Source organism: Kribbella sp. NPDC006257 (assembly GCF_040613535.1).
Taxonomy (GTDB): domain Bacteria; phylum Actinomycetota; class Actinomycetes; order Propionibacteriales; family Kribbellaceae; genus Kribbella.
The window spans coordinates 25,540-46,394 of record NZ_JBEXSJ010000048.1 but is presented as its reverse complement, the minus strand read 5'-3'; the positions used below and the strand labels follow the sequence as shown (position 1 = coordinate 46,394).

The 20,855-nt window shown below is 68.2% G+C and carries 21 protein-coding genes and 2 riboswitches; of the genes, 13 read left to right on the top strand and 8 right to left on the bottom strand.

Annotated elements, in window-relative coordinates; all coding sequences use genetic code 11:
* Window positions 1-3 precede the first annotated feature (3 nt).
* Window positions 4-207: riboswitch (cyclic di-AMP (ydaO/yuaA leader) on the bottom strand.
* Window positions 208-519: 312 nt separating this feature from the next.
* The 8 genes from ABZ004_RS36815 to ABZ004_RS36780 form a co-directional block, all read right to left on the bottom strand.
* On the bottom strand, window positions 520-1,065 hold the full coding sequence (locus tag ABZ004_RS36815; protein ID WP_355686378.1) for a glycosyltransferase: 546 nt from the start codon (window positions 1,063-1,065) through the stop codon (window positions 520-522).
* Window positions 1,062-1,538, bottom strand: coding sequence for a PssD/Cps14F family polysaccharide biosynthesis glycosyltransferase (gene pssD / locus ABZ004_RS36810; RefSeq protein WP_355686377.1), 477 nt, complete (start codon window positions 1,536-1,538; stop codon window positions 1,062-1,064). Before pssD ends, ABZ004_RS36815 begins: the two co-directional genes overlap by 4 nt.
* Entirely contained in the window at window positions 1,535-2,788 is a 1,254-nt protein-coding gene (cysN, locus tag ABZ004_RS36805) for a sulfate adenylyltransferase subunit CysN (RefSeq protein WP_355686399.1), read from the bottom strand. The genes pssD and cysN overlap by 4 nt, the downstream gene beginning before the upstream one ends.
* Entirely contained in the window at window positions 2,788-3,693 is a 906-nt protein-coding gene (gene cysD / locus ABZ004_RS36800) for a sulfate adenylyltransferase subunit CysD (protein WP_355686375.1), read from the bottom strand. Before cysD ends, cysN begins: the two co-directional genes overlap by 1 nt.
* Window positions 3,690-4,457: a 3'(2'),5'-bisphosphate nucleotidase CysQ gene (locus ABZ004_RS36795; protein ID WP_355686374.1), complete on the bottom strand. Its 768-nt coding sequence runs from the start codon at window positions 4,455-4,457 to the stop codon at window positions 3,690-3,692. Before ABZ004_RS36795 ends, cysD begins: the two co-directional genes overlap by 4 nt.
* 73 nt (window positions 4,458-4,530) lie before the next feature.
* Complete coding sequence (locus ABZ004_RS36790; RefSeq protein ID WP_355686373.1) at window positions 4,531-6,045, bottom strand: sugar transferase; 1,515 nt, start codon at window positions 6,043-6,045, stop codon at window positions 4,531-4,533.
* 238 nt (window positions 6,046-6,283) lie between these two features.
* Window positions 6,284-6,559 (bottom strand): hypothetical protein, encoded by a 276-nt coding sequence (locus ABZ004_RS36785; RefSeq protein ID WP_355686372.1) that lies wholly within the window; start codon window positions 6,557-6,559, stop codon window positions 6,284-6,286.
* Window positions 6,556-7,365, bottom strand: coding sequence for a PspA/IM30 family protein (locus ABZ004_RS36780; protein ID WP_355686370.1), 810 nt, complete (start codon window positions 7,363-7,365; stop codon window positions 6,556-6,558). Before ABZ004_RS36780 ends, ABZ004_RS36785 begins: the two co-directional genes overlap by 4 nt.
* Window positions 7,366-7,549: 184 nt before the next feature.
* On the opposite strand from ABZ004_RS36780, the gene ABZ004_RS36775 reads away from it, so the two are divergent.
* The 13 genes from ABZ004_RS36775 to ABZ004_RS36715 all read left to right on the top strand — a co-directional run bounded on the left by ABZ004_RS36775 (window position 7,550) and on the right by ABZ004_RS36715 (window position 20,679).
* On the top strand, window positions 7,550-8,137 hold the full coding sequence (locus tag ABZ004_RS36775) for a DUF3043 domain-containing protein (protein WP_355686369.1): 588 nt from the start codon (window positions 7,550-7,552) through the stop codon (window positions 8,135-8,137).
* Between the two features lie 14 nt (window positions 8,138-8,151).
* Entirely contained in the window at window positions 8,152-9,165 is a 1,014-nt protein-coding gene (locus ABZ004_RS36770) for an aldo/keto reductase family protein (RefSeq protein ID WP_355686367.1), read from the top strand.
* Window positions 9,162-9,368, top strand: a complete 207-nt coding sequence (locus ABZ004_RS36765; RefSeq protein ID WP_355686365.1) for a hypothetical protein — start codon at window positions 9,162-9,164, stop codon at window positions 9,366-9,368. Before ABZ004_RS36770 ends, ABZ004_RS36765 begins: the two co-directional genes overlap by 4 nt.
* Window positions 9,369-9,465: 97 nt before the next feature.
* Window positions 9,466-9,542, top strand: a riboswitch (cobalamin riboswitch).
* A gap of 129 nt (window positions 9,543-9,671) precedes the next feature.
* Complete coding sequence (locus ABZ004_RS36760) at window positions 9,672-10,412, top strand: SCO2322 family protein (RefSeq protein ID WP_355686364.1); 741 nt, start codon at window positions 9,672-9,674, stop codon at window positions 10,410-10,412.
* Window positions 10,413-11,510: a CbiQ family ECF transporter T component gene (locus tag ABZ004_RS36755; protein ID WP_355686362.1), complete on the top strand. Its 1,098-nt coding sequence runs from the start codon at window positions 10,413-10,415 to the stop codon at window positions 11,508-11,510.
* Complete coding sequence (locus ABZ004_RS36750; protein ID WP_355686361.1) at window positions 11,507-13,117, top strand: ATP-binding cassette domain-containing protein; 1,611 nt, start codon at window positions 11,507-11,509, stop codon at window positions 13,115-13,117. The genes ABZ004_RS36755 and ABZ004_RS36750 overlap by 4 nt, the downstream gene beginning before the upstream one ends.
* The gene (locus tag ABZ004_RS36745) at window positions 13,114-13,926 is read left to right on the top strand and encodes an ECF transporter S component (protein ID WP_355686360.1); all 813 of its coding nucleotides are present in this window, start codon (window positions 13,114-13,116) and stop codon (window positions 13,924-13,926) included. The genes ABZ004_RS36750 and ABZ004_RS36745 overlap by 4 nt, the downstream gene beginning before the upstream one ends.
* Complete coding sequence (locus tag ABZ004_RS36740) at window positions 13,919-14,620, top strand: bifunctional adenosylcobinamide kinase/adenosylcobinamide-phosphate guanylyltransferase (RefSeq protein WP_355686358.1); 702 nt, start codon at window positions 13,919-13,921, stop codon at window positions 14,618-14,620. Before ABZ004_RS36745 ends, ABZ004_RS36740 begins: the two co-directional genes overlap by 8 nt.
* Before the next feature lie 224 nt (window positions 14,621-14,844).
* Complete coding sequence (locus tag ABZ004_RS36735) at window positions 14,845-15,747, top strand: adenosylcobinamide-GDP ribazoletransferase (RefSeq protein ID WP_355686357.1); 903 nt, start codon at window positions 14,845-14,847, stop codon at window positions 15,745-15,747.
* 374 nt (window positions 15,748-16,121) lie between these two features.
* A complete protein-coding gene (locus ABZ004_RS36730; RefSeq protein ID WP_355686355.1) occupies window positions 16,122-17,312 on the top strand; it encodes an ROK family transcriptional regulator in 1,191 nt (396 codons plus the stop codon).
* 103 nt (window positions 17,313-17,415) lie between these two features.
* Window positions 17,416-18,495 (top strand): sugar ABC transporter substrate-binding protein, encoded by a 1,080-nt coding sequence (locus ABZ004_RS36725; RefSeq protein ID WP_355686354.1) that lies wholly within the window; start codon window positions 17,416-17,418, stop codon window positions 18,493-18,495.
* Between the two features lie 76 nt (window positions 18,496-18,571).
* A complete protein-coding gene (locus ABZ004_RS36720) occupies window positions 18,572-19,387 on the top strand; it encodes an ATP-binding cassette domain-containing protein (RefSeq protein ID WP_355686352.1) in 816 nt (271 codons plus the stop codon).
* Complete coding sequence (locus ABZ004_RS36715) at window positions 19,384-20,679, top strand: sugar ABC transporter permease (protein WP_355686351.1); 1,296 nt, start codon at window positions 19,384-19,386, stop codon at window positions 20,677-20,679. The genes ABZ004_RS36720 and ABZ004_RS36715 overlap by 4 nt, the downstream gene beginning before the upstream one ends.
* Window positions 20,680-20,855 lie beyond the last annotated feature (176 nt).

Sequence of the window (20,855 nt, the reverse complement as noted above, 5' to 3'; positions counted from 1 at the left end):
GGGCAGTCCTTCCTGCACGCCTGTGAGGTTAGCTGTCGGGCTCGGATCGGAAGTATTACCCGGCCGTTCTCACGGCTTCGCCCCAAGGACCTGTCCGGATGTTTCACGTCCGGTCGGTCCGGGAACCTGTGGGTCCCCCACTTCTGCCCTCTATTGCTGGGTGGTAGTTGATCGTCGGCCCGGAGGGCGGAACTCGGCGTTGCAGGTCGACGACTTGGCGGTACCCGGCCAACCCCAGCCGGGCCAGGCGCGTTGACCTTAGCCAGAAGTTCACGACCGGCTCAAGACCACTGGTTCCGGCCTTAACCTGCACGATCCGTGACGAAAACACGGAGCGTAGTATCACAGCTGGATAACAAGCCGAATCGTTACGTAACGTAGAAGAAGTCTGGCTATCCGGACACATTTCGCAGTAATTCGATCTGAATCTGGGGTGTGATTTGAACGAACTCTTTACTCAACGAGAGCGGCCCACCCAGAGCTGAAACGCTTGTTTTGCAGGTATTTCAAGCGAATGATTCAGCGTTTTCCGCGCCGGTGACCGGCGGCCAGCTTGTCGATGATGCTGCCGGTGGTGGCGACCGCCGCGGCTATTTGCGCTCTGTCACGGTCGTTCTCCTGCTCGGACACCGACTGGCTCTCCGGGTCCTTCAGAATGGCCGCCAAGGTGTCCAGGAAGGCCCCCCGCTCTTCGCAGAGGGTGACCAGGCCCAGCTTGCCCATCCGGCGGGAGAACTCCTGCTGATGCTGGTCCACGTGCTCGCCCAACGCAGGGTCACGGGGCACCACCAGCGGCTTGCGGCCCTGTCTGCGGACCTCGAGCATGGTGGCCGGTCCGCCGTGCGTGACGACCGCGGTCGCTCGGCGCATCAGGGCCTGCAATTCGTCGTACGGGACGATGGTGACGCCTTCGGCGCGGCGTGGGGCGGCGGTGTCACCGACCTGCGCGAGGGCTCTCAGCGACTCGTTGCCGGGCTGCTCGAGGAAGTCATCCAGCCAGCCGACCAGGCGGTCGAAATGGTGGTGGTCGGTGCCGAGGATGACCAGGACATCCAGATCGCTCACAGCAGCCTCCCGACGACAGTCGACCCGGCGTACAGGTCCTTCTGTTCTTCCCACTGGACCAGCATCCGGGTCGTGAACGGGCGGCAGAGCTTGGCGGTCAGCGTGGCGTGGTCGATCCGGTCGAAGACCTCGATGTAGACGGTCGGGACCCTTTGCAGGCGGGCCAGCACGAAGAACGGCAGCGCGACGCCGGCCCCGGTGGTGACGACGACGTCCGGACGCTCCTTGACCATCACCCGGACCGCCAGCAGCGTGTTGCGGATCAGGTTCTTGATGTTGCGGGTGGTCGGGTAGTAGGCGAAGTAGGTCCGCTCCCCCGACAGCTTCGACAGGCCGTCCTCGGTCGGGAAAGTCACCCACGCCGTGTCCCGCTGCGACCACCAGGGCTTCAGCGTCATCAGCTGTTCCAGGTGCCCGCCACTGGAACAGACCATCAGTACCCGGAGCTGGCTGTCCGGCTCGGTCGCGCTCACCGGGCCTCGTTCACCATGCCGGCCCCGACGGTGCGGTTGGTCGCCTCGTCGATCAGCACGAAGCCACCGGTCGACCGGTTCCGTTTGTACTCGTCGACGAGCAGCGGCTGGGTCGTGCGCAGCCGGACCCGGCCGATGTCGTTCAGGCCCAGGTGGTCGGCCGCCATGTCGCGGTGCAGCGAGTTGATGTCCAGCCGGTACTGCAGATCCTTCACCATCGCGCGCGCCGACCGGGTGGTGTGCTTGATCGCGAGCTTCTGGCCGGGCCGCAGCGGGGCGTCGTCCATCCAGCAGATCATCGCGTCGATGTCCTGGGTGACGGCCGGTGCGTTGTTCACCCGGCAGATCATGTCACCCCGGGAGACGTCGATCTCGTCGGTCAGCCGGATCGTCACCGACATCGACGGGAACGCCTCGTCGATCTCGCCGTCGGCGGTCTCGATCGAGCGGATCGTGCTGGTGAAACCGGACGGCAGCACCATCACTTCGTCGCCGGGCTTGAGGATGCCGCCCGCCACCTGGCCGGCGTACCCGCGGTAGTCGCGGTGCAGGTCGGACTGCGGGCGGATCACGTACTGCACCGGGAAGCGGACGTCGATCAGGTTCCGGTCGCTGGCGACGTGCACGTTCTCCAAGTGGTGCAGGAGGCTCGGCCCTTCGTACCAGCTCATGTTCGTCGAGCGGGTGACGATGTTGTCGCCGGCCAGTGCGGAGACCGGGATGATGGTCAGGTCGCCGACGTCGAGCTTGGCGGCGAACTGGGTGAACTCGGCGCGGATCTCCTCGAAGACGTCCTCGGAGTAGTCGACCAGGTCCATCTTGTTCACGCACAGCACCAGGTGCGGGACGTGCAGAAGCGTTGCCAGGAAGGCGTGCCGGCGACTTTGCTCCAGCAGGCCCTTCCGGGCGTCGACCAGGATCAGCGCGAGGTCGGCGGTGGACGCACCGGTCACCATGTTGCGGGTGTACTGGATGTGGCCGGGCGTGTCGGCGACGATGAACTTGCGCCGCGGGGTGGCGAAGTACCGGTAGGCGACGTCGATCGTGATGCCCTGCTCGCGTTCGGCCCGCAGGCCGTCGGTCAGCAGCGCCAGGTTCACGTAGTCGTCACCGCGGTCGCGGCTGGCGCGCTCGACCGACTCGATCTGGTCGGTGAAGACCGACTTGGTGTCGTAGAGCAGCCGCCCGATCAGCGTGCTCTTGCCGTCGTCGACGGATCCGGCCGTGGCCAGTCTGAGGATGTCCACGATCAGAAGTACCCTTCCCGCTTGCGGTCTTCCATCGCGGCCTCGCTGAACTTGTCGTCGCCACGAGTGGCGCCGCGCTCGGTGATCCGGGTGCTGGCGACCTCGTCGATGACCTTGGCGACGGTGTCCGCGTCCGACTTCACCGCGGCCGTCAGCGACGCGTCGCCGACCGTGCGGTAGCGGACCATCGCGGTGAAGGTCTGCTCGCCGTCCTTCGGCCGGCAGAACTCGTTCGCCGCGTAGAGCATCCCGTTGCGGTCGAAGACTGTCCGCTCGTGCGCGTAGTAGATCGACGGCAGCTCGAGCTGCTCCTGCTCGATGTACTGCCAGATGTCCAGCTCGGTCCAGTTCGACAGCGGGAAGACCCGGATGCTCTCGCCCAGGTGGATCCGGCCGTTGTAGAGGTTCCACAGCTCGGGCCGCTGATTCTTCGGGTCCCACTGGCCGAACTCGTCGCGGAACGAGTAGACCCGCTCCTTGGCCCGGGCCTTGTCCTCGTCGCGGCGGGCGCCGCCGAAGACCGCAGTGAACTGGTGCTTCTCCAGCGCCTCGAGCAGTACCGGTGTCTGGATCCGGTTCCGGGTGCCGTCCGGCGGGGCCTGCACGAAGCCGCGATCCAGTGCTTCCTGGACGCTGGCCACGACGAGCTGTACGCCGACCTCGGCGACCCGGCGGTCGCGGAACTCCAGTACTTCGGGGAAGTTGTGCCCGGTGTCGACGTGCATCACCGAGAACGGGATGCGGGCCGGGTGGAACGCCTTCTGGGCGAGCCGGAGCATCACGATCGAGTCCTTGCCGCCGGAGAACAGCAGCACCGGGCGCTCGAACTCGGCGGCGACCTCACGGAAGATGTAGATCGCTTCGGACTCCAGGGTCTCCAGTTGGGTCAACTGGTAGTTCCGGCTCACGAGGCTCTCACTTCCGCTTCTGGTTGCTGGCTGGCAATGGCAGCCAGCAGCTTGGCAGAAATCTCTGGCCGACACACAACCAGCTCAGGCAGCTTCGGGCTGGGCTGGTTGTAGAGCAGGGGTGATCCGTCGATCCGGCTGCAGAACAGTCCGGCCGCCTGAGCGACCGCGACCGGCGCAGCTGAGTCCCACTCGTATTGGCCGCCGGCGTGGACATAGGCGTCCACCTCGCCACGGAGTACGGCGGTGGCCTTGACTCCGGCTGAACCCATCGGGACCAGCTCGGCACCGAGCTCGGTCGCCAGGTACTCGACCAGGGCCGGCGGGCGGCTCCGGCTGACGGCGATCCGCAGCGGACCGTCCGGACGCGGTGGCAGCAGGCGTGGATCGACGGTGTCGTGCACGATCTGGTGGGCCGGTAGTGCGACGGCACCGGCCGCGAGCTCACCACGCTCCCAGAGCGCGACGTGGACGGCCCAGTCGGATCGGTCGCCTTCGCCGTACTCCCGGGTGCCGTCCAGTGGGTCGATGATCCAGACCCGGTCGGCCGAGAGCCGCTCGGTGGTGTCCGCCGACTCCTCACTCAGTACTGCGTCGTCCGGCCGCCGCTCGGTCAGTCCGCCGATCAGCAGGTCGTTCGCCAGTTCATCACCGCGGGCGCCCAGCTCCCGTCCCGACAGCGCTGTGACGCGCAGCTCGAGCAGCAGCTTTCCCGCGGCGGCGGCTAGTTCTACGGCGAGTTCGCCGTCTTCCCTGGTCGCCATTCGGTCCCCCTTCGTCATGTCCCCAGCGCCCGCGCAGACCTCGCCGCGGACCTTCCCCCCTGCTCCAGGCGCCCTAGTAGGCGCCGGAGCCCTTCACTACAGCCCGCACGGTCTTCCACAGGATCAGCAGATCCAGCGTCATCGACCAGTTGTCCACATACCGCAGGTCGAGCAGCACCGAGTCGTCCCAGGACAGGTCACTGCGTCCACTCACCTGCCAGAGTCCGGTCAGCCCAGGCTTGACCAACATCCGCCGGGTGTCGTCGGCGGCGTACATCGCCACCTCCTGCTCCAGCGGAGGCCGCGGGCCGACCAGGGACATCTCGCCGCGCAGCACGTTGATCAGCTGCGGCAGCTCGTCCAGGGAGTAGCGCCTCAGGTACGCGCCGACCTTGGTGACCCGGGGGTCGACCCTGAGCTTGAAGAGGACCGCGTTGCCGTCGCTGTCCGGCTCCAGAGCGGCCTGCTGCTTCTCGGCACCGGCGACCATCGTGCGGAACTTCAGCATCGTGAACATCTCGTTGCCGCGACCGACCCGAGGCTGCTTGAACAACACCGGTCCGCGGCTGCTCAGCTTGACCGACAGCGCGATCCCGGCCAGCAGCGGCAGGGCGATCGTCAGCAGGAACAGCGCCGCCACCCGGTCGAAGATGCTCTTCAGCAGGTGCGGACCCGCACTCGCCGACGGCCGCTCCAGGTGCAGCAGCGACAGCCCGGCGACCGGGCGGACCGAGATCCGCGGCCCGGCGACCTCGATGATGCCCGGCGAGACGATCAGCTCGACACCGTGCTGCTCCAGGGCCCAGGACAGCCGCCGCAGCGACTGCCCGGCGAGATCAGGGTCGGAGGCGATCGCGACCACGTCGACCGAGTGCCGGTTGACCGCGGCCATGATGTCGGCCTCGTCGAGCGCGTCGGCCGGCGTCGCGCCCGGACGGGAGTCGCCGCGCGGACGGCAGACCGCCACCACCCGGAACCCGTCGGCCGGACGCTTCTCCAGCCGCTGGCTCAGCTCGGCGGCCTCACCGTTGCGGCCGACCACCAGCACCCGGCGCATGCAGCGACCGCGGTAACGGTGCCGGCTCAGGTCGCGGCGCAGGAAGTACCGCAGCAGCAGGGCGAGCAACACCGTCGCCGGGATCGCCAGTACGACGAAGCCACGGGCGATCTCGCTCTTGGTCGCGTACGACGCGATCGCGACGACCGCGGTGAGTCCGACGCCCGACCGGAGGATGGAACGGAACTCGTCCGCGCCCGCGCCGAAGGAACGCGACTCGTACCCCCGGGACAGGGCGACCGCGGCAACCCATGCCAACGGCAACAGACTTCCGAAGATCAGATAACCCGCACCGACGGTGTAACCGAACCTGGTCAGCAACGCGACCGAGGCGCCGATCACCGCGGCGAGCAGATCGCCACCGATCGCGGCCCAGCGATAGACGGCAACCCAAGGAGGCTCCGTCACCCACGCCGAGCGCGGCACGATGGCCGGCACCGTGTCCGGGACGACCCAGACCGGTCGACGCCGATCGAGCACGTCCGTAGCGGTCGGCTCGATGGAACCCACCTCCGACATGTTCTCCCCCATGACGGCATTATCCGTCACCCGCAGTCACCCCCCGGTGAGAATCGGTCCCCGTTTCCCCCGGGCCCGATTTGCCGCATGTTCGCCACCCCGTCGGCGGCAATTCACCTGAGGGTACTACGTGTCACGGCCTTCCGACAGCAGCAACTCCCCGGTCCTGTTAACAACTGAAAGGCCGGCCCTCACGGGCCGGCCCATCACGCTGTGTGTCCCGGTGGCCGGAGCGCCCAGGACATCGTTGTCAGCCCGCGATCAGGCCGTCGCCGCTGATCAGTTCACGCATCTCCGCGAGCGTGCTGTCACCCGGCGGCAGGATCGCGTCGGAGTCGTGCAGCTCGTTGTCCGGCACCCGCTCACCGCTGCGGACGAACTCCAGCAGCGCGCCGAACGCCGTACGGAACCCGTCCTCGTCTCCCGCGGAGACGGCCTTCTCCAGATCGGTGTCGACCGCGTTCAGCTGGTCGAGCTTGTCGTCGGCCAGCTTCCACTGACCTTCACCCATGATCCGGACGATCATCGTGCGTCTCCGTCCTGCGGTCGAACCGGCTCTGCTTGCTGACTGGGCTGCTGCACAGGCTGCGCCGCACCGGGCGCGTCCTGGGCGATCTCCTTCGGTGCTGCGCTACCGCTCAGCTGGGCCTTCATCGCGGCCAGCTCGTTCTCCACGTCGGAGCCGGACGACATCCGCTCCAGCTCGAGGGTGATGCTGTCCTTGCTGCTCCCGGAGGCGTCGTCGAGCGCGCCGGAGGCGAGCAGCTCGTCGATCGCACCGGCCCGGGCCTGCATCTGCTGGGTCTTGTCCTCGGCTCGCTGGACCGCCAGGCCGACGTCGCTCATCTCCTCGGAGATGCCGGAGAAGGCCTCGTTGATCCGGGTCTGCGCCTCGGCGGCCGTGTAGGTCGCCTTGATCGTCTCCTTGCGGGTCCGGAACGACTCGACCTTGGCCTGCAGCCGCTGCGAGGCGAGGGTGAGCTTCTCCTCCTCACCCTGCAACTGGGCGTGCTGGGCGGTCAGGTCGTCGATCTGGCCCTGCAGCCCGGACTTGCGGGTCAGGGCCTCGCGGGCCAGGTCCTCACGGCCCATCGAGAGCGCCTTCTGGGCCTGGTCCTGCAGCTTCTGCGACTGCGACTGCAGCTGCGAGGCCTGCAGTTCGACCCGCTTGCGGCTGGTGGCGACGTCGGCTACGCCCCGGCGCACCTTCTGCAACAGCTCGAGCTGCTTCTGGTACGAGTAGTCAAGGGTTTCGCGAGGATCCTCAGCCTTGTCCAAAGCCGAATTGGCCTTGGCCTTGAAGATCGTCGACACCCGCCTGAAGATGCTCATCGATATCCGTACCCCTTCTGTGCCGGAGAGTGGACCCGGCGTGCGTGTCAACCACCCTATGTCCCGATGGGTCACCACACCATCAGGACCGGCCCCGATAAAGTGGTGGTCAGTTCCGGGGACCACCCCGAGTCGGGCGAGCCGCCCGGTTGAGCCAGCCAGTCCCGAATGAGGTCCAGTCCCCGTGTTCCGTCGTACCAAGTCTGAGACATCGCCCCAAACCCCGGCCACCGCCCCCGGCAAGGTCGGTGGCAAAGGCCGGCCGACGCCGACCCGGAAAGAGGCCGAGGCGGCCCGGAAGCAGGCGCTGAAGAAGCCGCGCAACCGCAAGGAGGCCGCGGCGTACCGGCGGGAGAAGGTCCGGATCGAGCGCGGCAAGATGCAGGAGGCGATGAAGACCGGCGACGACCGCTACCTGCCGGCCGCCGACAAGGGCCCGGTACGCCGGTTCGCCCGCGACTACGTCGACGCCCGCTGGTCGGTGATGGAGTTCGCCCTGCCGGTGCTGCTGGTGGTCTCGCTGCTCGGCGTCGTCTTCTCGCAGGCCTTCACCTGGCTGCCCGGCCTGGTCAACATCCTGTTCCTGCTGATGATCGTCGCGATCGCCGCCGACTGGTTCCTGATCACCAGCGGCATCAAGCGCGCGGTGGCCCGCAAGTTCCCGGACGAGTCCGCCAAGGGCATCGGCTTCTACGCGGTCCGCCGGACGATGCAGATGCGCCGCTGGCGGCTGCCGAAGCCGATGGTCGCCCGCGGCGAGAAGCCGGTGTAGGTAGGGTCTGAGGTATGGACTTTCGTTATCTCGGCAACAGTGGGTTGAAGGTCAGCGAGATCTCCTACGGGAACTGGCTCACACATGGCTCGCAGGTGGAGAACGAGCAGGCGAAGGCCTGTGTGAAGGCGGCTCTGGAGGCCGGCATCACCACGTTCGACACGGCGGACACCTATGCCAACACCGCGGCGGAGACCGTGCTCGGTGAGGCGCTGGCGGGCGTCCGCCGGGAGTCGCTGGAGATCCTCACCAAGGTGTACTGGCCGACCGGGCCGGGTGGACCGAACGACACCGGCCTGTCCCGCAAGCACATCCACGAGTCGATCAACGCTTCGCTCAAGCGCCTGCAGACGGACTACGTGGACGTCTACCAGGCCCACCGCTACGACACGGAGACGCCGCTCGAGGAGACCATGGAGGCGTTCGCCGACGTGGTCCGGCAGGGCAAGGCGCTCTACATCGGTACGTCGGAATGGACCGCCGAGCAGCTCCAGGAAGGGCACCGGCTGGCCCGCGAGCTGCACATCCCGCTGGTCTCGAACCAGCCGCAGTACAGCATGCTCTGGCGGGTCATCGAGGCCGAGGTGGTGCCGGCATCGGAGGAGCTCGGGATCGGGCAGGTGGTGTTCTCGCCGATCGCGCAGGGCGTACTGACCGGGAAGTACCTGCCGGGGCAGCAGCCGCCGGAGGGGTCGCGGGCCACCGACGAGAAGGGTGGCGCGACCTTCGTCAAGCGGTTCCTCACCGACGACGTGCTGACCCGCGTGCAGCAGCTGAAGCCGGTCGCCGACGAGGTGGGCCTGTCACTGGCCCAGCTGGCCGTCGCGTGGGTGCTGCAGAACCCGAACGTGTCGTCGGCCATCACCGGCGCGTCCCGCCCGGAGCAGGTCACCGAGAACGTCAAGGCGGCCGGCGTCAAGCTCGAGGAGGAGCAGTTGAAGCAGATCGACGAGATCCTCGGCAGTGTGGTCGAGCGTGATCCGGCGAAGACCGTGCAGAACGCCCCGCAGACCAGGCCGGGCCGATGAGCTGGACGTGGCGGTTCGAGACCGCCGACGGCGCACCGGCCGATCCGGGCGAGGTGACCGGCGACTTCTCCGCCCAGGGCGACGCGGAGAGCTGGCTGGGTGAGATCTGGCGTGAGCTCGTCGACAAGGGCGTCGGTCAGGTCTACCTGCTCGAGGACGGCCGCGAGGTCTACGGCCCGATGAGCCTCGCCGCCCAGGAGTAGAACAACAACCAGCCCGTACTGCGATCTGCCTGCCGCCGCGCGTTCGCAGTACGGGGCACTAGGTAAGCTGCGCTCGAACCAAACTCCTGTGCCGTAGGGAAGCCGGTCCGAAGCCGGCGCTGACCCGCAACCGTAGGCCATGGCGTGACAGCACGCCGTGGCGAGCCGGAACACTGTGGCACAGGCGACAGGCTCACCAACCCGCCGAGGCTCGCGGGTGGAGCCGGGCCGAGTAGCCCGACCTTCGAACCGGCAGCGGCGCGAAGTCCTCCACCGGAGTCCCGGCCTGAGCGAGGACACGAAATGACTGCACACCGGACCGTACGACTGGTCCTCAGCCTGCTGGCGGGTCTCCTGCTGGCGGGGACCGTCACCACCACCGCCGCACAGGCAGAGGACGGCTACCGCTTCTGGGGTTACTACCAGTGGAGCGGCAGCCAGTGGGCCTTCGCACAGAAGGGTTCTGACGGCGTAGTACCGAAGGACGGCTCTGTCGAGGGCTGGCGGTACGCAGTCGGCGGCGCCAAGCCTCGTGTGCCCCGTGCAGCGGGTGACTTCAACGCCATCTGCGGTACGACGCCGGCTGAGTCCGGGAAGAAGCGTGTCGCTCTGGTGATCGACCCGGGCACCCAGGCCGACTCGGCGACCGGCCAGACCCCACCTGCTCCGACCGGCACCTGCGTGGTCACCGACCCCGCGGCGACCGGCGCGAAGGTCCTCGCCGCGGTAGGGCCGGTCCGGATCGAGAAGGGCCTGACCTGCGGTATCGAGGGCTACCCGGAGACGACCTGCGGCCAGCCGGTGAGCAAGATCAACGTGCCCGCCACCGACGCTCCGGTGACGCTGCAGATCCAGCCGGCCGTCGGCTCGACCGCCATCCCCACCGCGACCCCGCAGGCCAACACGCCCGCGCCGGCCAAGCAGGACGACGACAGCAGTGCGCCCTGGGGCGGGATCGTCGGCTTGGCAGCGCTGGTGCTCCTGCTTGCCGGTGGTGGCCTCTTCCTGAGCCGTCGTCGCCGCAGTCAGCACGCGGGCCAGTAGGTGCGCGCTGTCCACCACCTCACACTCCCCCGGGCTCTGCACCCGGGGGCTTGGTGGTTGTGGGCACTGGGCCTGGCAGTGGCTGCCAGCAGGACTCGCAACCCGGTGCTGCTGGTCCTGATCCTCGCCGTAGCCGGCTTCGTAGTCGCCGCCCGTCGCAGTGACGCGCCCTGGGCGAACAGCTACGTCGCGTTCCTCAAGCTCGGCCTGGTGGTGATCGGCCTCCGTGTGGTCCTGCAGGCACTCCTGTCGACGCGTTCGCAGGGCAACACCTTGCTCTTCACGCTGCCGCAGATCCCCCTGCCGGACTGGGCCAACGGCGTGAAGCTCGGCGGCGAGGTGACCGCAGAGGCGCTGCTCACAGCCCTGTACGACGGGGGCCAGCTCGCCGTGATGCTCTGCTGCATCGGCGCAGCGAATGCCCTGGCCAGCCCGCGCAGGTTGCTCAAGTCGTTGCCTGGGGCCCTCTACGAGATGGGTGTCGCCTGCGTGGTCGCATTGACATTCGCTCCGCAGCTAGTGGTTGACGCACGCCGCATCCGGGGCGCCCGCAGACTCCGCGGCCGCACCAGAGGCTCTTTCCGTACTACGGCGATGCCAGTACTCGAAGGCGCTCTGGACCGGTCGGTCGAGCTGGCCGCAGCAATGGACTCCCGCGGCTACGGGCGCACAGCGCACGTCCCTCGTCGCCAGCGCAGGATCACCGGAGGCTCAGTGTTGCTGGGCTTGCTGGGCATCGCACTGGGCGTCTACTCGCTGCTCACCGACGCAATGGCGTTCCCGGTAGCTGCTGGAGCGTTGGTGATCGGTCTGCTGCTTGCAGTCGGCGCCATGGCTATCGGCCGGCAACGAGTGACCCGAACTCGCTACCGCCCGGACCCGTGGGCGCTGCCCGAGTGGCTGGTGACCGCGGCCGGTGCGGTTGCTGCCGTGACCATGATCATCGCGGCAGCCCGTGGTACGCACGGCCTGGTGCTGGCCGGTCCCCTAGTGGTTCCGCCGGTGCCGGTCGGACCTGTGATCGGCCTGCTGGTCGGCCTCGCCCCCGCGATCGTGGCCCCGCCTCTGACCCGACGAGCTGAGCTGGTGCCCGCATGATCGAGTTCGACCGGGTCACGGTGACGTACGCCGGCGCGAAGGAGCCGGCGCTGCGGGACGTCAACTTCGTCGTACCGGAAGGCGAACTGGCGCTGGTGATCGGCCGGACCGGTTCCGGCAAGTCCACGCTGCTGCGGACCATCAACGGGCTGGTGCCGCACTTCACCGGTGGCACCCTGGCCGGCCGGGTGCTGGTGAACGGCCGGGACACCCGCGACTACCGGCCGCGCGACCTGGCCGATGTGGTCGGCATCGTCGGCCAGGACCCGATGTCGGGGTTCGTCACCGACACGGTCGAGGACGAGCTCGCCTACAGCATGGAGTCCCTCGGCATCGCCCCGGACGTGATGCGCCGACGGGTCGAGGAGACGCTCGACCTGCTCGGGCTGGCCGACGTCCGGGATCGGCCGCTGACCTCGTTGTCCGGTGGTCAGCGGCAGCGGACTGCGATCGGCGCAGCGCTCACCTCGCACCCCGCAGTACTGGTTCTGGACGAGCCGACGTCGGCACTGGATCCGCAAGCCGCTGAAGAGGTACTGGCCGCGCTACAGCGGCTGGTGCACGATCTGGGTGTCACTGTGGTGATGGCCGAGCACAGGCTTGAGCGGGTCATCCAGTACGCCGACAGGGTGATTGAAGTGCCAGGCGGCACCAGTGCTGTGTCTACTGGACTACCAGTGGACCTGATGGTGACAGCGCCGGTCGCGCCTCCCGTGGTCGAGCTGGGCCGACTTGCCGGCTGGTCACCATTGCCGCTGTCGGTCCGCGACGCCAGGCGTGCTGCCGTGGCGCTCAGGAGTCAGCTGGCCGACCACGCTCCACTGCGACCAGTCCCTGCCCCCGGCCGTGAGCTTGCCAAGTGCAACGACCTGGTTGTGGCCTATGGCAACGTCACTGCTCTGCGAGGGGTCTCGCTGACCATCAACGCGGGCGAGATAGTTGCCCTGATGGGTCGCAACGGCGCCGGCAAATCCACGCTGCTCAATGCGTTGGTCGGACTCATCACGCCACGCTCCGGCACTGCGCTGGCGGCCGGCGCCGACCCCCGGCGTACGAGACCCAAGCAGCTCGTCAAAGCAGTCGGACTGGTACCGCAGGAGCCAGCAGACCTCCTGTACGCCGCCACTGTGGCTGACGAGTGCTCTGGAGCCGACTCGGACTTCCATGTGCCCTTGGGTAGCTGTCGAGCACTCCTGGATCGCCTGGCTCCGGACATCGACGACCAGCTCCACCCACGAGACCTCTCGGAAGGGCAGCGCCTCTGCCTCGCCCTGGCGGTCGTACTCTGCGGTGCTCCCCCACTGCTCTTGCTGGACGAACCGACCCGCGGTCTGGACTACGGAGCCAAGCACCGCCTTGTTGCGATCCTCCGGGAGCTCGCCGAGGCCGGCCACGCGGTCGTCTTGTCCACGCATGACGTCGAAATGGTTGCCGAGGTCGCCAGCCGGGTCCTGGTACTTGCCGACGGGGAGCTGGTCAGCGACGGTGAGACGGCGGCTGTCATCGCTGGCTCACCTGCCTTTGCGCCGCAAGTAGCGAAGATCCTTGCTCCACTGCCGTTCCTCACTGTCGGCGAGGTCGCTACTGCTCTGGACCGGGCGTCATGAGACTTGTCCGGCTCAAGCCACGCAGTACTGCGACTCTCTTGCTGGCGTCGTTGATCGGCCTACTGGCGTTCGGCTGGCCGCTGCTCTGGCAGAGCTCACAGGGCGGCGCCTCGGCCCTTGGGCACACCACTGACGCTCCCTGGCTGTTCGTGCTTCTCCTGCCGCTTCTGGTTGCCGTCGTACTGGCCGAGCTGGCCGAGTCGGGGATCGACGCGAAGGTGATCTCGCTGCTCGGCATGCTCGCTGCTGTCGGGGCCGCGCTGCGTGCACTTGGCCCTGGTACTGCGGGGCTCGAGCCTGGGTTCTTCCTGTTGATCCTGGCGGGGCGTGCGTTCGGTGCAGGGTTCGGGTTCGTGCTGGGCGCTGTGTCGCTGCTGGCCGGCGCGATGATCAGTGGTGGCGTCGGGCCGTGGATGCCTTTTCAGATGTTCGCGTGTGCGTGGGTGGGCTGCCTGGCTGGGCTACTGCCCCGCCTAGGTGGCCGGCTGGAACTGTTGCTGCTGGCTGCTTACTCGATGGTGGCCGGAGTGCTCTACGGCGTGGTGATGAACCTGTGGTTCTGGCCGTACGCGACATTCGGCAGCGACTTCTCCTTCATCCCCGGCGACTCCCTGGCGGAGAACCTGCATAGGTACTTCTTGTTCGTTGTGGCCACGTCGCTGGGCTGGGACATTCCTAGAGGCATCCTGTGCGCAGTACTGGTCCTGGTGCTTGGCCGGCCGATCCTCAACGCCTTCCGCCGGACCGCACGCAAGGCCGCGTTCGACGTACCGGTTGTGTTCGAAGACGGGAGCCGCAGCAATGGCTGAGCTGGTCACTGGTCCGGACGGAGCGGTTGTCGACGGCGTACTGCGTCTGGGCGCTGATGGGGTCGTCGCGGTAGACGGCTACGAGGTGTCAACAACCCGTACTTCCCGCGGTCTCCGCTACGACATCCGTACGCCGGACGGCGACCAACTCTCGTGGACCGCACCAGCTGCGCCGGGTCACCGGACCCTGGTGCTGGGCGGCGCGCGATCGGGCAAGTCCAGCACGGCCGAACAACTCATGACCTCGCCGGACACCGTGTACGTCGCGACGGGCTACTCCTCCGCCGACGACCCGGAGTGGGCCGACCGAATCGCCAAACACCGAGCCCAGCGCCCGCCGACCTGGGCCCTCGAGGAGACCATCGACCTGGTCCCGTTGCTCGAGTCACCCGGCCCGCCCTTGCTGATCGACTGCCTCACACTCTGGCTAGCGCGCGTAATGGACGAGTCCGAGGTCTGGGCAGACCACACCCGCGTGACCGAGGTAGAAGCCCGCATCGACCAACTCGCCGCCGCCTGGTCGCATACCCCCCGCACAGTAGTTGCCGTAAGCAACGAGATCGGCTCCGGCGTAGTCCCAGCCGACGCCGGAACCCGCCTCTACCGAGACCTGATGGGCCGCCTGAACGCAACCATCTCCCGCCACTCCACCACAGTCCTCTGGTGCGTAGCCGGCCGCACCATCACCCTATGACCAGCGAGGACAGCTCAATTCCCAACGCGGACGGCGGGGCGGGCGCATCGCCCAAACCTCACGGCCAGCACAGCACAGCCCGCCCTACGGGCACAGGCGCCGGGCAGGGCGCACGGCCCAACCCCGGCAGCCGGCAGCGCGCAGAGCGCTCGGATGCAGAGGCTACGGCGCGGCTGGAGAGTGCGCCGGACGATGCTGCGGGTACGGCGCCCCCAGAACACGCTGTGGCTGCAGCGCGCTCGGAGGGTGAGACACGCGGTGGGTGGGGGGACGGGGTGAAGCTGGCTCTGGGGACCTTGTCGGTTTTGCCGGTGGGGGTGCCTCGGGTGGTGGATCGGGGTGTGGCTGGGCGGGCGATGGTTCTTGGGCCTGCGATCGGGGTGGTGCTGGGTGGGGTTGCGGCTGGGGTGGTGGCTGGGGTTCAGGCGTTGCAGCCGGGTGCGGCGCTGCTGGCCGCAGTACTGGGGGTTGTGGTGCTTGCGGTGTTGTCCGGGGCGTTGCACCTGGATGGGTTGGCCGATACCGCGGACGGGCTGGGGAGCCGGCGGGATCGCGAGACGATGTTGCGGATCATGAAGCAGAGCGACATCGGCCCGTTCGGCGTCGTCTCGATCGTCGCGGTACTCCTGATCGACGTCGCCGCCCTGACCGCCTGCATCCAGGCCGGCTTCGGCTGGCAGTCGATCCTCATCGCCACCGTCGCCAGCCGCCTCACCCTGCCATGGTCCTGCCGTACGACGATCCCCTCAGCCAGACCCGACGGCCTCGGCGCCATGGTCGCCTCGACCGTCTCCCCCCTCGCCCTCACCCTCACCACCCTCCTCACCCTCGCAGCCACCACAGCCCTAGCCCTCTCACCCAGCACCCCCTCGACCGCCACCAGTAGCCCTGCGGCCGTCGCCACCAGCACCACGCCGTACGCCGGCGCCCCGATCCCCGAAGCGCTGGGCGCGCACGCCGCCCACCTCCTCGCCGCCGCCCTAGCTGTCATCCTGGCGATCACCGTCGCCCTCCTGATGACCCGCAAAGCCCGCCGAACCTTCGGCGGCATCACCGGCGACACCCTCGGCGCCACCGTAGAACTAGCCCTCCCCGCAGCCCTCCTAACCCTCGCCCTCACCACCTGAATCCAGTCCCCTCCCGCGCTACCCATCCATCCCCGCCACCCGCCACACCACCTGATCCATGACCCCGCCTGCTAGACCTCAACGCCCCGGCCCGTTGGTCGAACGCTGTTCTTTCGGTCAGTGACGGGATTATTTGGCGGTAGTGGGGGAAAGAGGTGTCAGCGGCACTGTGAGGTAGCGGCTCGGTACTGAGCGAAGTGGGTGGAGGGGTTTCGGGGTGCGCTGCCCGAGGTCGGCCGGGGAGTGCATTACTGTCCTGCCGGGGATTGTGGCGGGCAGGACTACGCGTAACGACGAGGACACATGGCGATCACTTTCCGGGTGGGTACCCATCGAGAGGCCGCGAAAGCGCCGCGATCCGTTATCTTTATGTAATGAACGCAACCCGTCCTGCGCCTGGCTCGCAGGCTTCGCTCCGCGAAGCCAACCGCGAGCGCGTTCTGGGGGTTGTCCGGCAGCACGGTCCGCTGACGCAGGTCGAGATCGCCGCCGCCTCCGGGCTCTCCGCCGCGACCGTGTCCAACATGGTCAAGGAGCTCGACCAGGCCGGCCTGGTCGGCCTGTCCCGCAGCATCCGGAACGGGCGCCGCGCAGTACTGGTGTCGCTGGCTTCCGGCGGCGGACTGCTGGCCGGAGTCGCGTTCGGCGAGCGGGACGTCCGGGTCGCGATCGCCTCCGAGAGCCGCGAGATCCTCGCCCAGCAACTGATGCCGCTGCAGGCCGATCACGTCGCCGACGACGGGATGGAACGCGCCGCCCGGCTCCTCGCCGACCTCGCCGAGACCGTCGGCTCCGGCGTCGAGGACATCAGCGCGATCGGCTTCGGCCTGCCCACGCCGGTCGACTCGGTCAGCGGCGAAGCCGGTTCCGACTCCGTCCTGCCGGGCTGGCGCGGGGTCAACGTCGCCGCCGCGATGGCGGGTCACCTGCGCGCCCCCGTCGCCCTCGACAACACCGCGAACCTGGCCGCGCTGGGCGAACTGCGGGCCGGCGCGCTGCGCGGCGTACGGCATGGCTGTTATCTGAAGTTCTCGTACAGCGTGGGCGCGGGGATCGTGCTCGGCGGCGAGGTGTTCCGTGGCTCGGCCGGTACGGCGGGCGAGATCGGGCACCTCACCATCGACGAGAACGGCCCGATCTGCCGGTGCGGTAACCGTGGCTGCCTGGACACCTTCGTCGGCTCGCGGGCCCTGCTCAGCAGCCTGGCCGCCTCGCACGGTCCGCTCCGGCTGCGCGACGTGATCACCCGGGCGCTGGCCGGCGATCTGGGCTGCCGCCGGGTGATCGAGGACGCCGGCCGCCGGGTCGGCGTCGCGGTGGCCGGGCTGGTGAACCTGTTCAACCCGGAGGTGATCGTGGTCGGCGGCAAGATGGCCGAAGCCGGTGACCTGATCCTGGTCCCGCTCCGGGAGGCCCTGGACCGGTGCGCGATCCCGAGTGCCGCCGCAACGGTTGAGTTACGGCCGGCTGAACTCGGTGACGAAGCGGATGTGCTCGGTGCCATTGAGTTGGCATCCGTGCTCAGCCACGCCCGGGCGGCCAGGTCGTCGGAGACAACCGTGTAACAACGATATGTCTACTTCTTGAATTCAAGCCTTGACGTCAAGGCCGGTTCTGCCCTTGACTCTGCTCAGGCCTACTTCGGCCCTCACGTCAAGGAGTTGCACTATGTCCGTGTCACCCACCCGTCTGCTCGGCCTCGGCATCGCCGTCACCGCCGTTGCCCTCTCGCTGGCCGCCTGTGGCTCGGACGACAAGTCCGATTCCGGCAGCAGCAGCGGCAGCAAGGGCAACAAGATCGCCCTCCTGCTGCCCGAGTCGAAGACGACCCGGTACGAGAGCCTCGACCGGCCGCTGTTCACCGCGGCCCTGAAGGCCGACTGCGCCGACTGCGAGCTGATCTACAGCAACGCCGACCAGGACGCGGCCAAGCAGCAGACCCAGGCCGAGGCCGCGCTGACCCAGGGCGCCAAGGTCCTCGTGCTCGACCCGGTCGACGGCAAGGCCGCCGCCGCGGTCGTCGCCGCCGCGAAGGCGCAGAACGTCCCGGTGATCGCCTACGACCGGTTCATCGACGGTGCGAACTACTACGTCTCGTTCGACAACGAGACGGTCGGCAAGCTGCAGGCGCAGACCCTGGTCGACACCCTGAAGGCGGCCGGCAAGACGTCCGGCAACCTGGCCGTCATCAACGGCTCGCCGACCGACCCGAACGCGGCCGACTTCAAGAAGGGCGCGCACAGCGTGCTCGACTCCTCCGGCTACAAGATCGCCGCCGAGTTCGACACCCCGGACTGGAGCCCGGACAAGGCCCAGGCGTGGATGGAAGGCCAGCTGAGCGCGATCAAGAACGGCCTCGTGGGCGTGTACGCCGCCAACGACGGCACCGCCGGTGGCGCCATCGCAGCTCTCAAGGGTGGCGGCGTGAAGCCGCTGCCGCCGGTCACCGGCCAGGACTCCGAGCTCGCCGCGATCCAGCGGATCGTCTCCGGCGACCAGGCGATGACCATCTACAAGGCCGTCAAGCCGCAGGCGGAGGCCGCCGCGAAGGCCGCGGTCGCGCTCGCCGGTGGCGGCAAGGCCGACACGACCAGCGACTTCAAGGGTGTCCCGGCGACGATTCTCGACCCGATCGCCGTCACCAAGGCCAACATCAACGACACTGTGGTGAAGGACGGGATCTACAAGGTCACCGACATCTGCACCGCGTCGTTCCAGGCCGCCTGCACCGCGGCCGGCCTGAAGTAATCCCCGTTCCGGTGTGTGCCCTGGTCCCGGGGGCACACACCGGAACTGTGTGTTCGTAAGCCCAGGAGGCTGATCAATGACTGTCACTCCCACCCCAGCAACAGTGGGCACCGGCACGGTGCTGTCACTGCGGGGTGTCTCGAAGCGTTTCGGTGCCGTTCAGGCGCTGAAGAACATCGAGCTCGATGTCCGGGCCGGCGAGGTGCTCGCCCTGGTCGGCGACAACGGCGCCGGCAAGTCGACGCTGGTGAAGACCATCGCCGGCGTCTACACCGCGGACGACGGCACGATGGTGTTCGACGGAGTGGCGGTGAGAGTTGGCAGCCCGGCCGAGGCCCAGCAGCTCGGCATCGCCACCGTCTTCCAGGACCTGGCCCTGTGCGACAACCTCGACGTGGTCGCGAACCTGTACCTCGGCCGCGAGCTGCGCAAGGGCAGCGTGCTCGACGAGGTGGAGATGGAACGCTCCTCCTGGGAGCTGCTCCGCCAGCTGTCCGCCAAGATCCCGAGCGTCCGGATCCCGGTGGCCAGCCTGTCCGGTGGGCAGCGCCAGACGGTCGCGATCGCCCGCAGCCTGCTCGGCAACCCCAAGGTCGTGATGCTCGACGAGCCGACCGCGGCGCTCGGCGTCGCGCAGACCGCCGAGGTCCTCAACCTGGTCGAGCGGCTGCGCGAGCGTGGTCTCGCGGTGATCCTGATCAGCCACAACATGGCCGACGTGATGGCGGTCGCCGATCGCGTCGCCGTACTCCGGCTCGGCCGCAACAACGGCGTCTTCACGGTCAGCGAGACCAAGTCGCAGGACATCATCGCCGCGATCACCGGCGCCACGGACAACGCAGTCTCCGAGCGCGCGGCGCGCCGGACCCAGCAGGAAGGTTCCGCATCATGAGCACCCCGGTCGACGGATCGAAGGCTCCCGTGCAGGACACCGTGCCGGAGACGTACGAAGCGGCGGCACTACCCGCCGACCTGCAGGACGAGCGGCTGATCGCGAGCAACGGCATCAGCGGCGCGATCTCCGCCTTCACCTCCCGGCTGCGCTCGGGCGACCTGGGCTCGGTCCCGGTGGTAGCCGGCCTGATCATCATCTGGGTGGTCTTCCAGATCGCCAACAGCTCCTTCCTGACCAGCCGCAACCTGGTCAACCTGACCCTGCAGACCACCTCGGTCGGAGTCCTTGCCCTCGGCATCGTTCTGGTCCTGCTGCTGGGCGAGATCGACCTGTCGATCGGCTCGGTCAGCGGCCTGGCCGCCGCGGTACTCGGCGTGACATTCGTCAACAAGGGCTGGCCGCTGGTGCTGTCCCTGGTCGTCGCCGCGGTGATCGGACTGGTGATCGGCTTGTTCTACGGAGCCCTGTACACGCGCTTCGGCGTACCGAGCTTCGTCATCACACTGGCCGGTCTGCTCGGCTTCCTCGGTCTGCAGCTGCTGGTGCTGGGCAAGGAAGGCACGCTGAACATCCCGTTCGACTCGGCGATCGTCAAGTTCGCCACCCAGAGCTTCCTCTCGCCCGCGCTCGCGTACGGGCTGGTCGTGGTGGTCGTCGCGGCGTACGCCCTGAGCCGGCTGCGCAGCCGAGGCGCCCGCGCGGCGGCCGGGCTGTCCGCGGCGCCCACCGCGATGATCGCGATCAAGGCCGGCGCGCTCGCGCTGGTGCTGCTGATCCCGGTGATCGTCCTGAACGGCGACCGCGGCGTCTCGTCGATGTTCCTGCTCTTCGTCGCGCTGGTGGTGGCCACCGACTTCATGATCCGCAAGACCCGCTGGGGCCGCTCGGTGATGGCGGTCGGCGGCAACGTCGAGGCCGCCCGGCGGGCCGGTATCAACGTCCGGTTCATCTACCTGTCGGTGTTCGCCGCCTGCTCCACCTTCGCGGCCGTCGGTGGCATCCTGGCCACCGCCCGGCTGATCGCGGTGAACCAGAGCACCGGTGGCGGGGATACCAACCTGAACGCGATCGCCGCCGCCGTCATCGGTGGCACCAGCCTCTTCGGCGGCCGCGGTTCCGCGTACTCCGCGCTGCTCGGGGCGCTGGTGATCATGTCGATCGCCAACGGCCTGGCGCTGCTCAGCCTGGACTCCAGCGTTCGCTACATGGTCACCGCCGGCGTCCTCCTGGTCGCCGTCACGATCGACTCCCTCAGCCGCCGCAGCCGTCAGGCGCACGGCCGGGCGTAACCGAGCCGGTGGGCCCTCGTCAGATCCCCTGCGTCGGCGAGGGCCCGCCGTACCAACTGAAACACCCGGTACGACGGACCGCCGCGCACCACCCCGTACGACGGACCGCCGGGCACCACCCTGTACGACGGACCGTCGCTCCCCGCCCGGAGCGACGGTCCGTTCTCGTTGCCCCA

Bases quoted from the DNA above. Each gene is read 5' to 3' on its own strand.
- ABZ004_RS36780 (WP_355686370.1), bottom strand. From the start codon at position 7,365: ATGAGCATCTTCAGGCGGGTGTCGACGATCTTCAAGGCCAAGGCCAAT.
- ABZ004_RS36750 (WP_355686361.1), top strand. From the start codon at position 11,507: ATGATCGAGTTCGACCGGGTCACGGTGACGTACGCCGGCGCGAAGGAG.
- ABZ004_RS36790 (WP_355686373.1), bottom strand. From the start codon at position 6,045: ATGGGGGAGAACATGTCGGAGGTGGGTTCCATCGAGCCGACCGCTACG.
- ABZ004_RS36730 (WP_355686355.1), top strand. From the start codon at position 16,122: ATGAACGCAACCCGTCCTGCGCCTGGCTCGCAGGCTTCGCTCCGCGAA.
- ABZ004_RS36720 (WP_355686352.1), top strand. From the start codon at position 18,572: ATGACTGTCACTCCCACCCCAGCAACAGTGGGCACCGGCACGGTGCTG.
- ABZ004_RS36740 (WP_355686358.1), top strand. From the start codon at position 13,919: ATGGCTGAGCTGGTCACTGGTCCGGACGGAGCGGTTGTCGACGGCGTA.
- ABZ004_RS36785 (WP_355686372.1), bottom strand. From the start codon at position 6,559: ATGATCGTCCGGATCATGGGTGAAGGTCAGTGGAAGCTGGCCGACGAC.
- ABZ004_RS36795 (WP_355686374.1), bottom strand. From the start codon at position 4,457: ATGGCGACCAGGGAAGACGGCGAACTCGCCGTAGAACTAGCCGCCGCC.
- ABZ004_RS36765 (WP_355686365.1), top strand. From the start codon at position 9,162: ATGAGCTGGACGTGGCGGTTCGAGACCGCCGACGGCGCACCGGCCGAT.
- ABZ004_RS36760 (WP_355686364.1), top strand. From the start codon at position 9,672: ATGACTGCACACCGGACCGTACGACTGGTCCTCAGCCTGCTGGCGGGT.
- ABZ004_RS36715 (WP_355686351.1), top strand. From the start codon at position 19,384: ATGAGCACCCCGGTCGACGGATCGAAGGCTCCCGTGCAGGACACCGTG.
- ABZ004_RS36745 (WP_355686360.1), top strand. From the start codon at position 13,114: ATGAGACTTGTCCGGCTCAAGCCACGCAGTACTGCGACTCTCTTGCTG.
- ABZ004_RS36770 (WP_355686367.1), top strand. From the start codon at position 8,152: ATGGACTTTCGTTATCTCGGCAACAGTGGGTTGAAGGTCAGCGAGATC.
- ABZ004_RS36725 (WP_355686354.1), top strand. From the start codon at position 17,416: ATGTCCGTGTCACCCACCCGTCTGCTCGGCCTCGGCATCGCCGTCACC.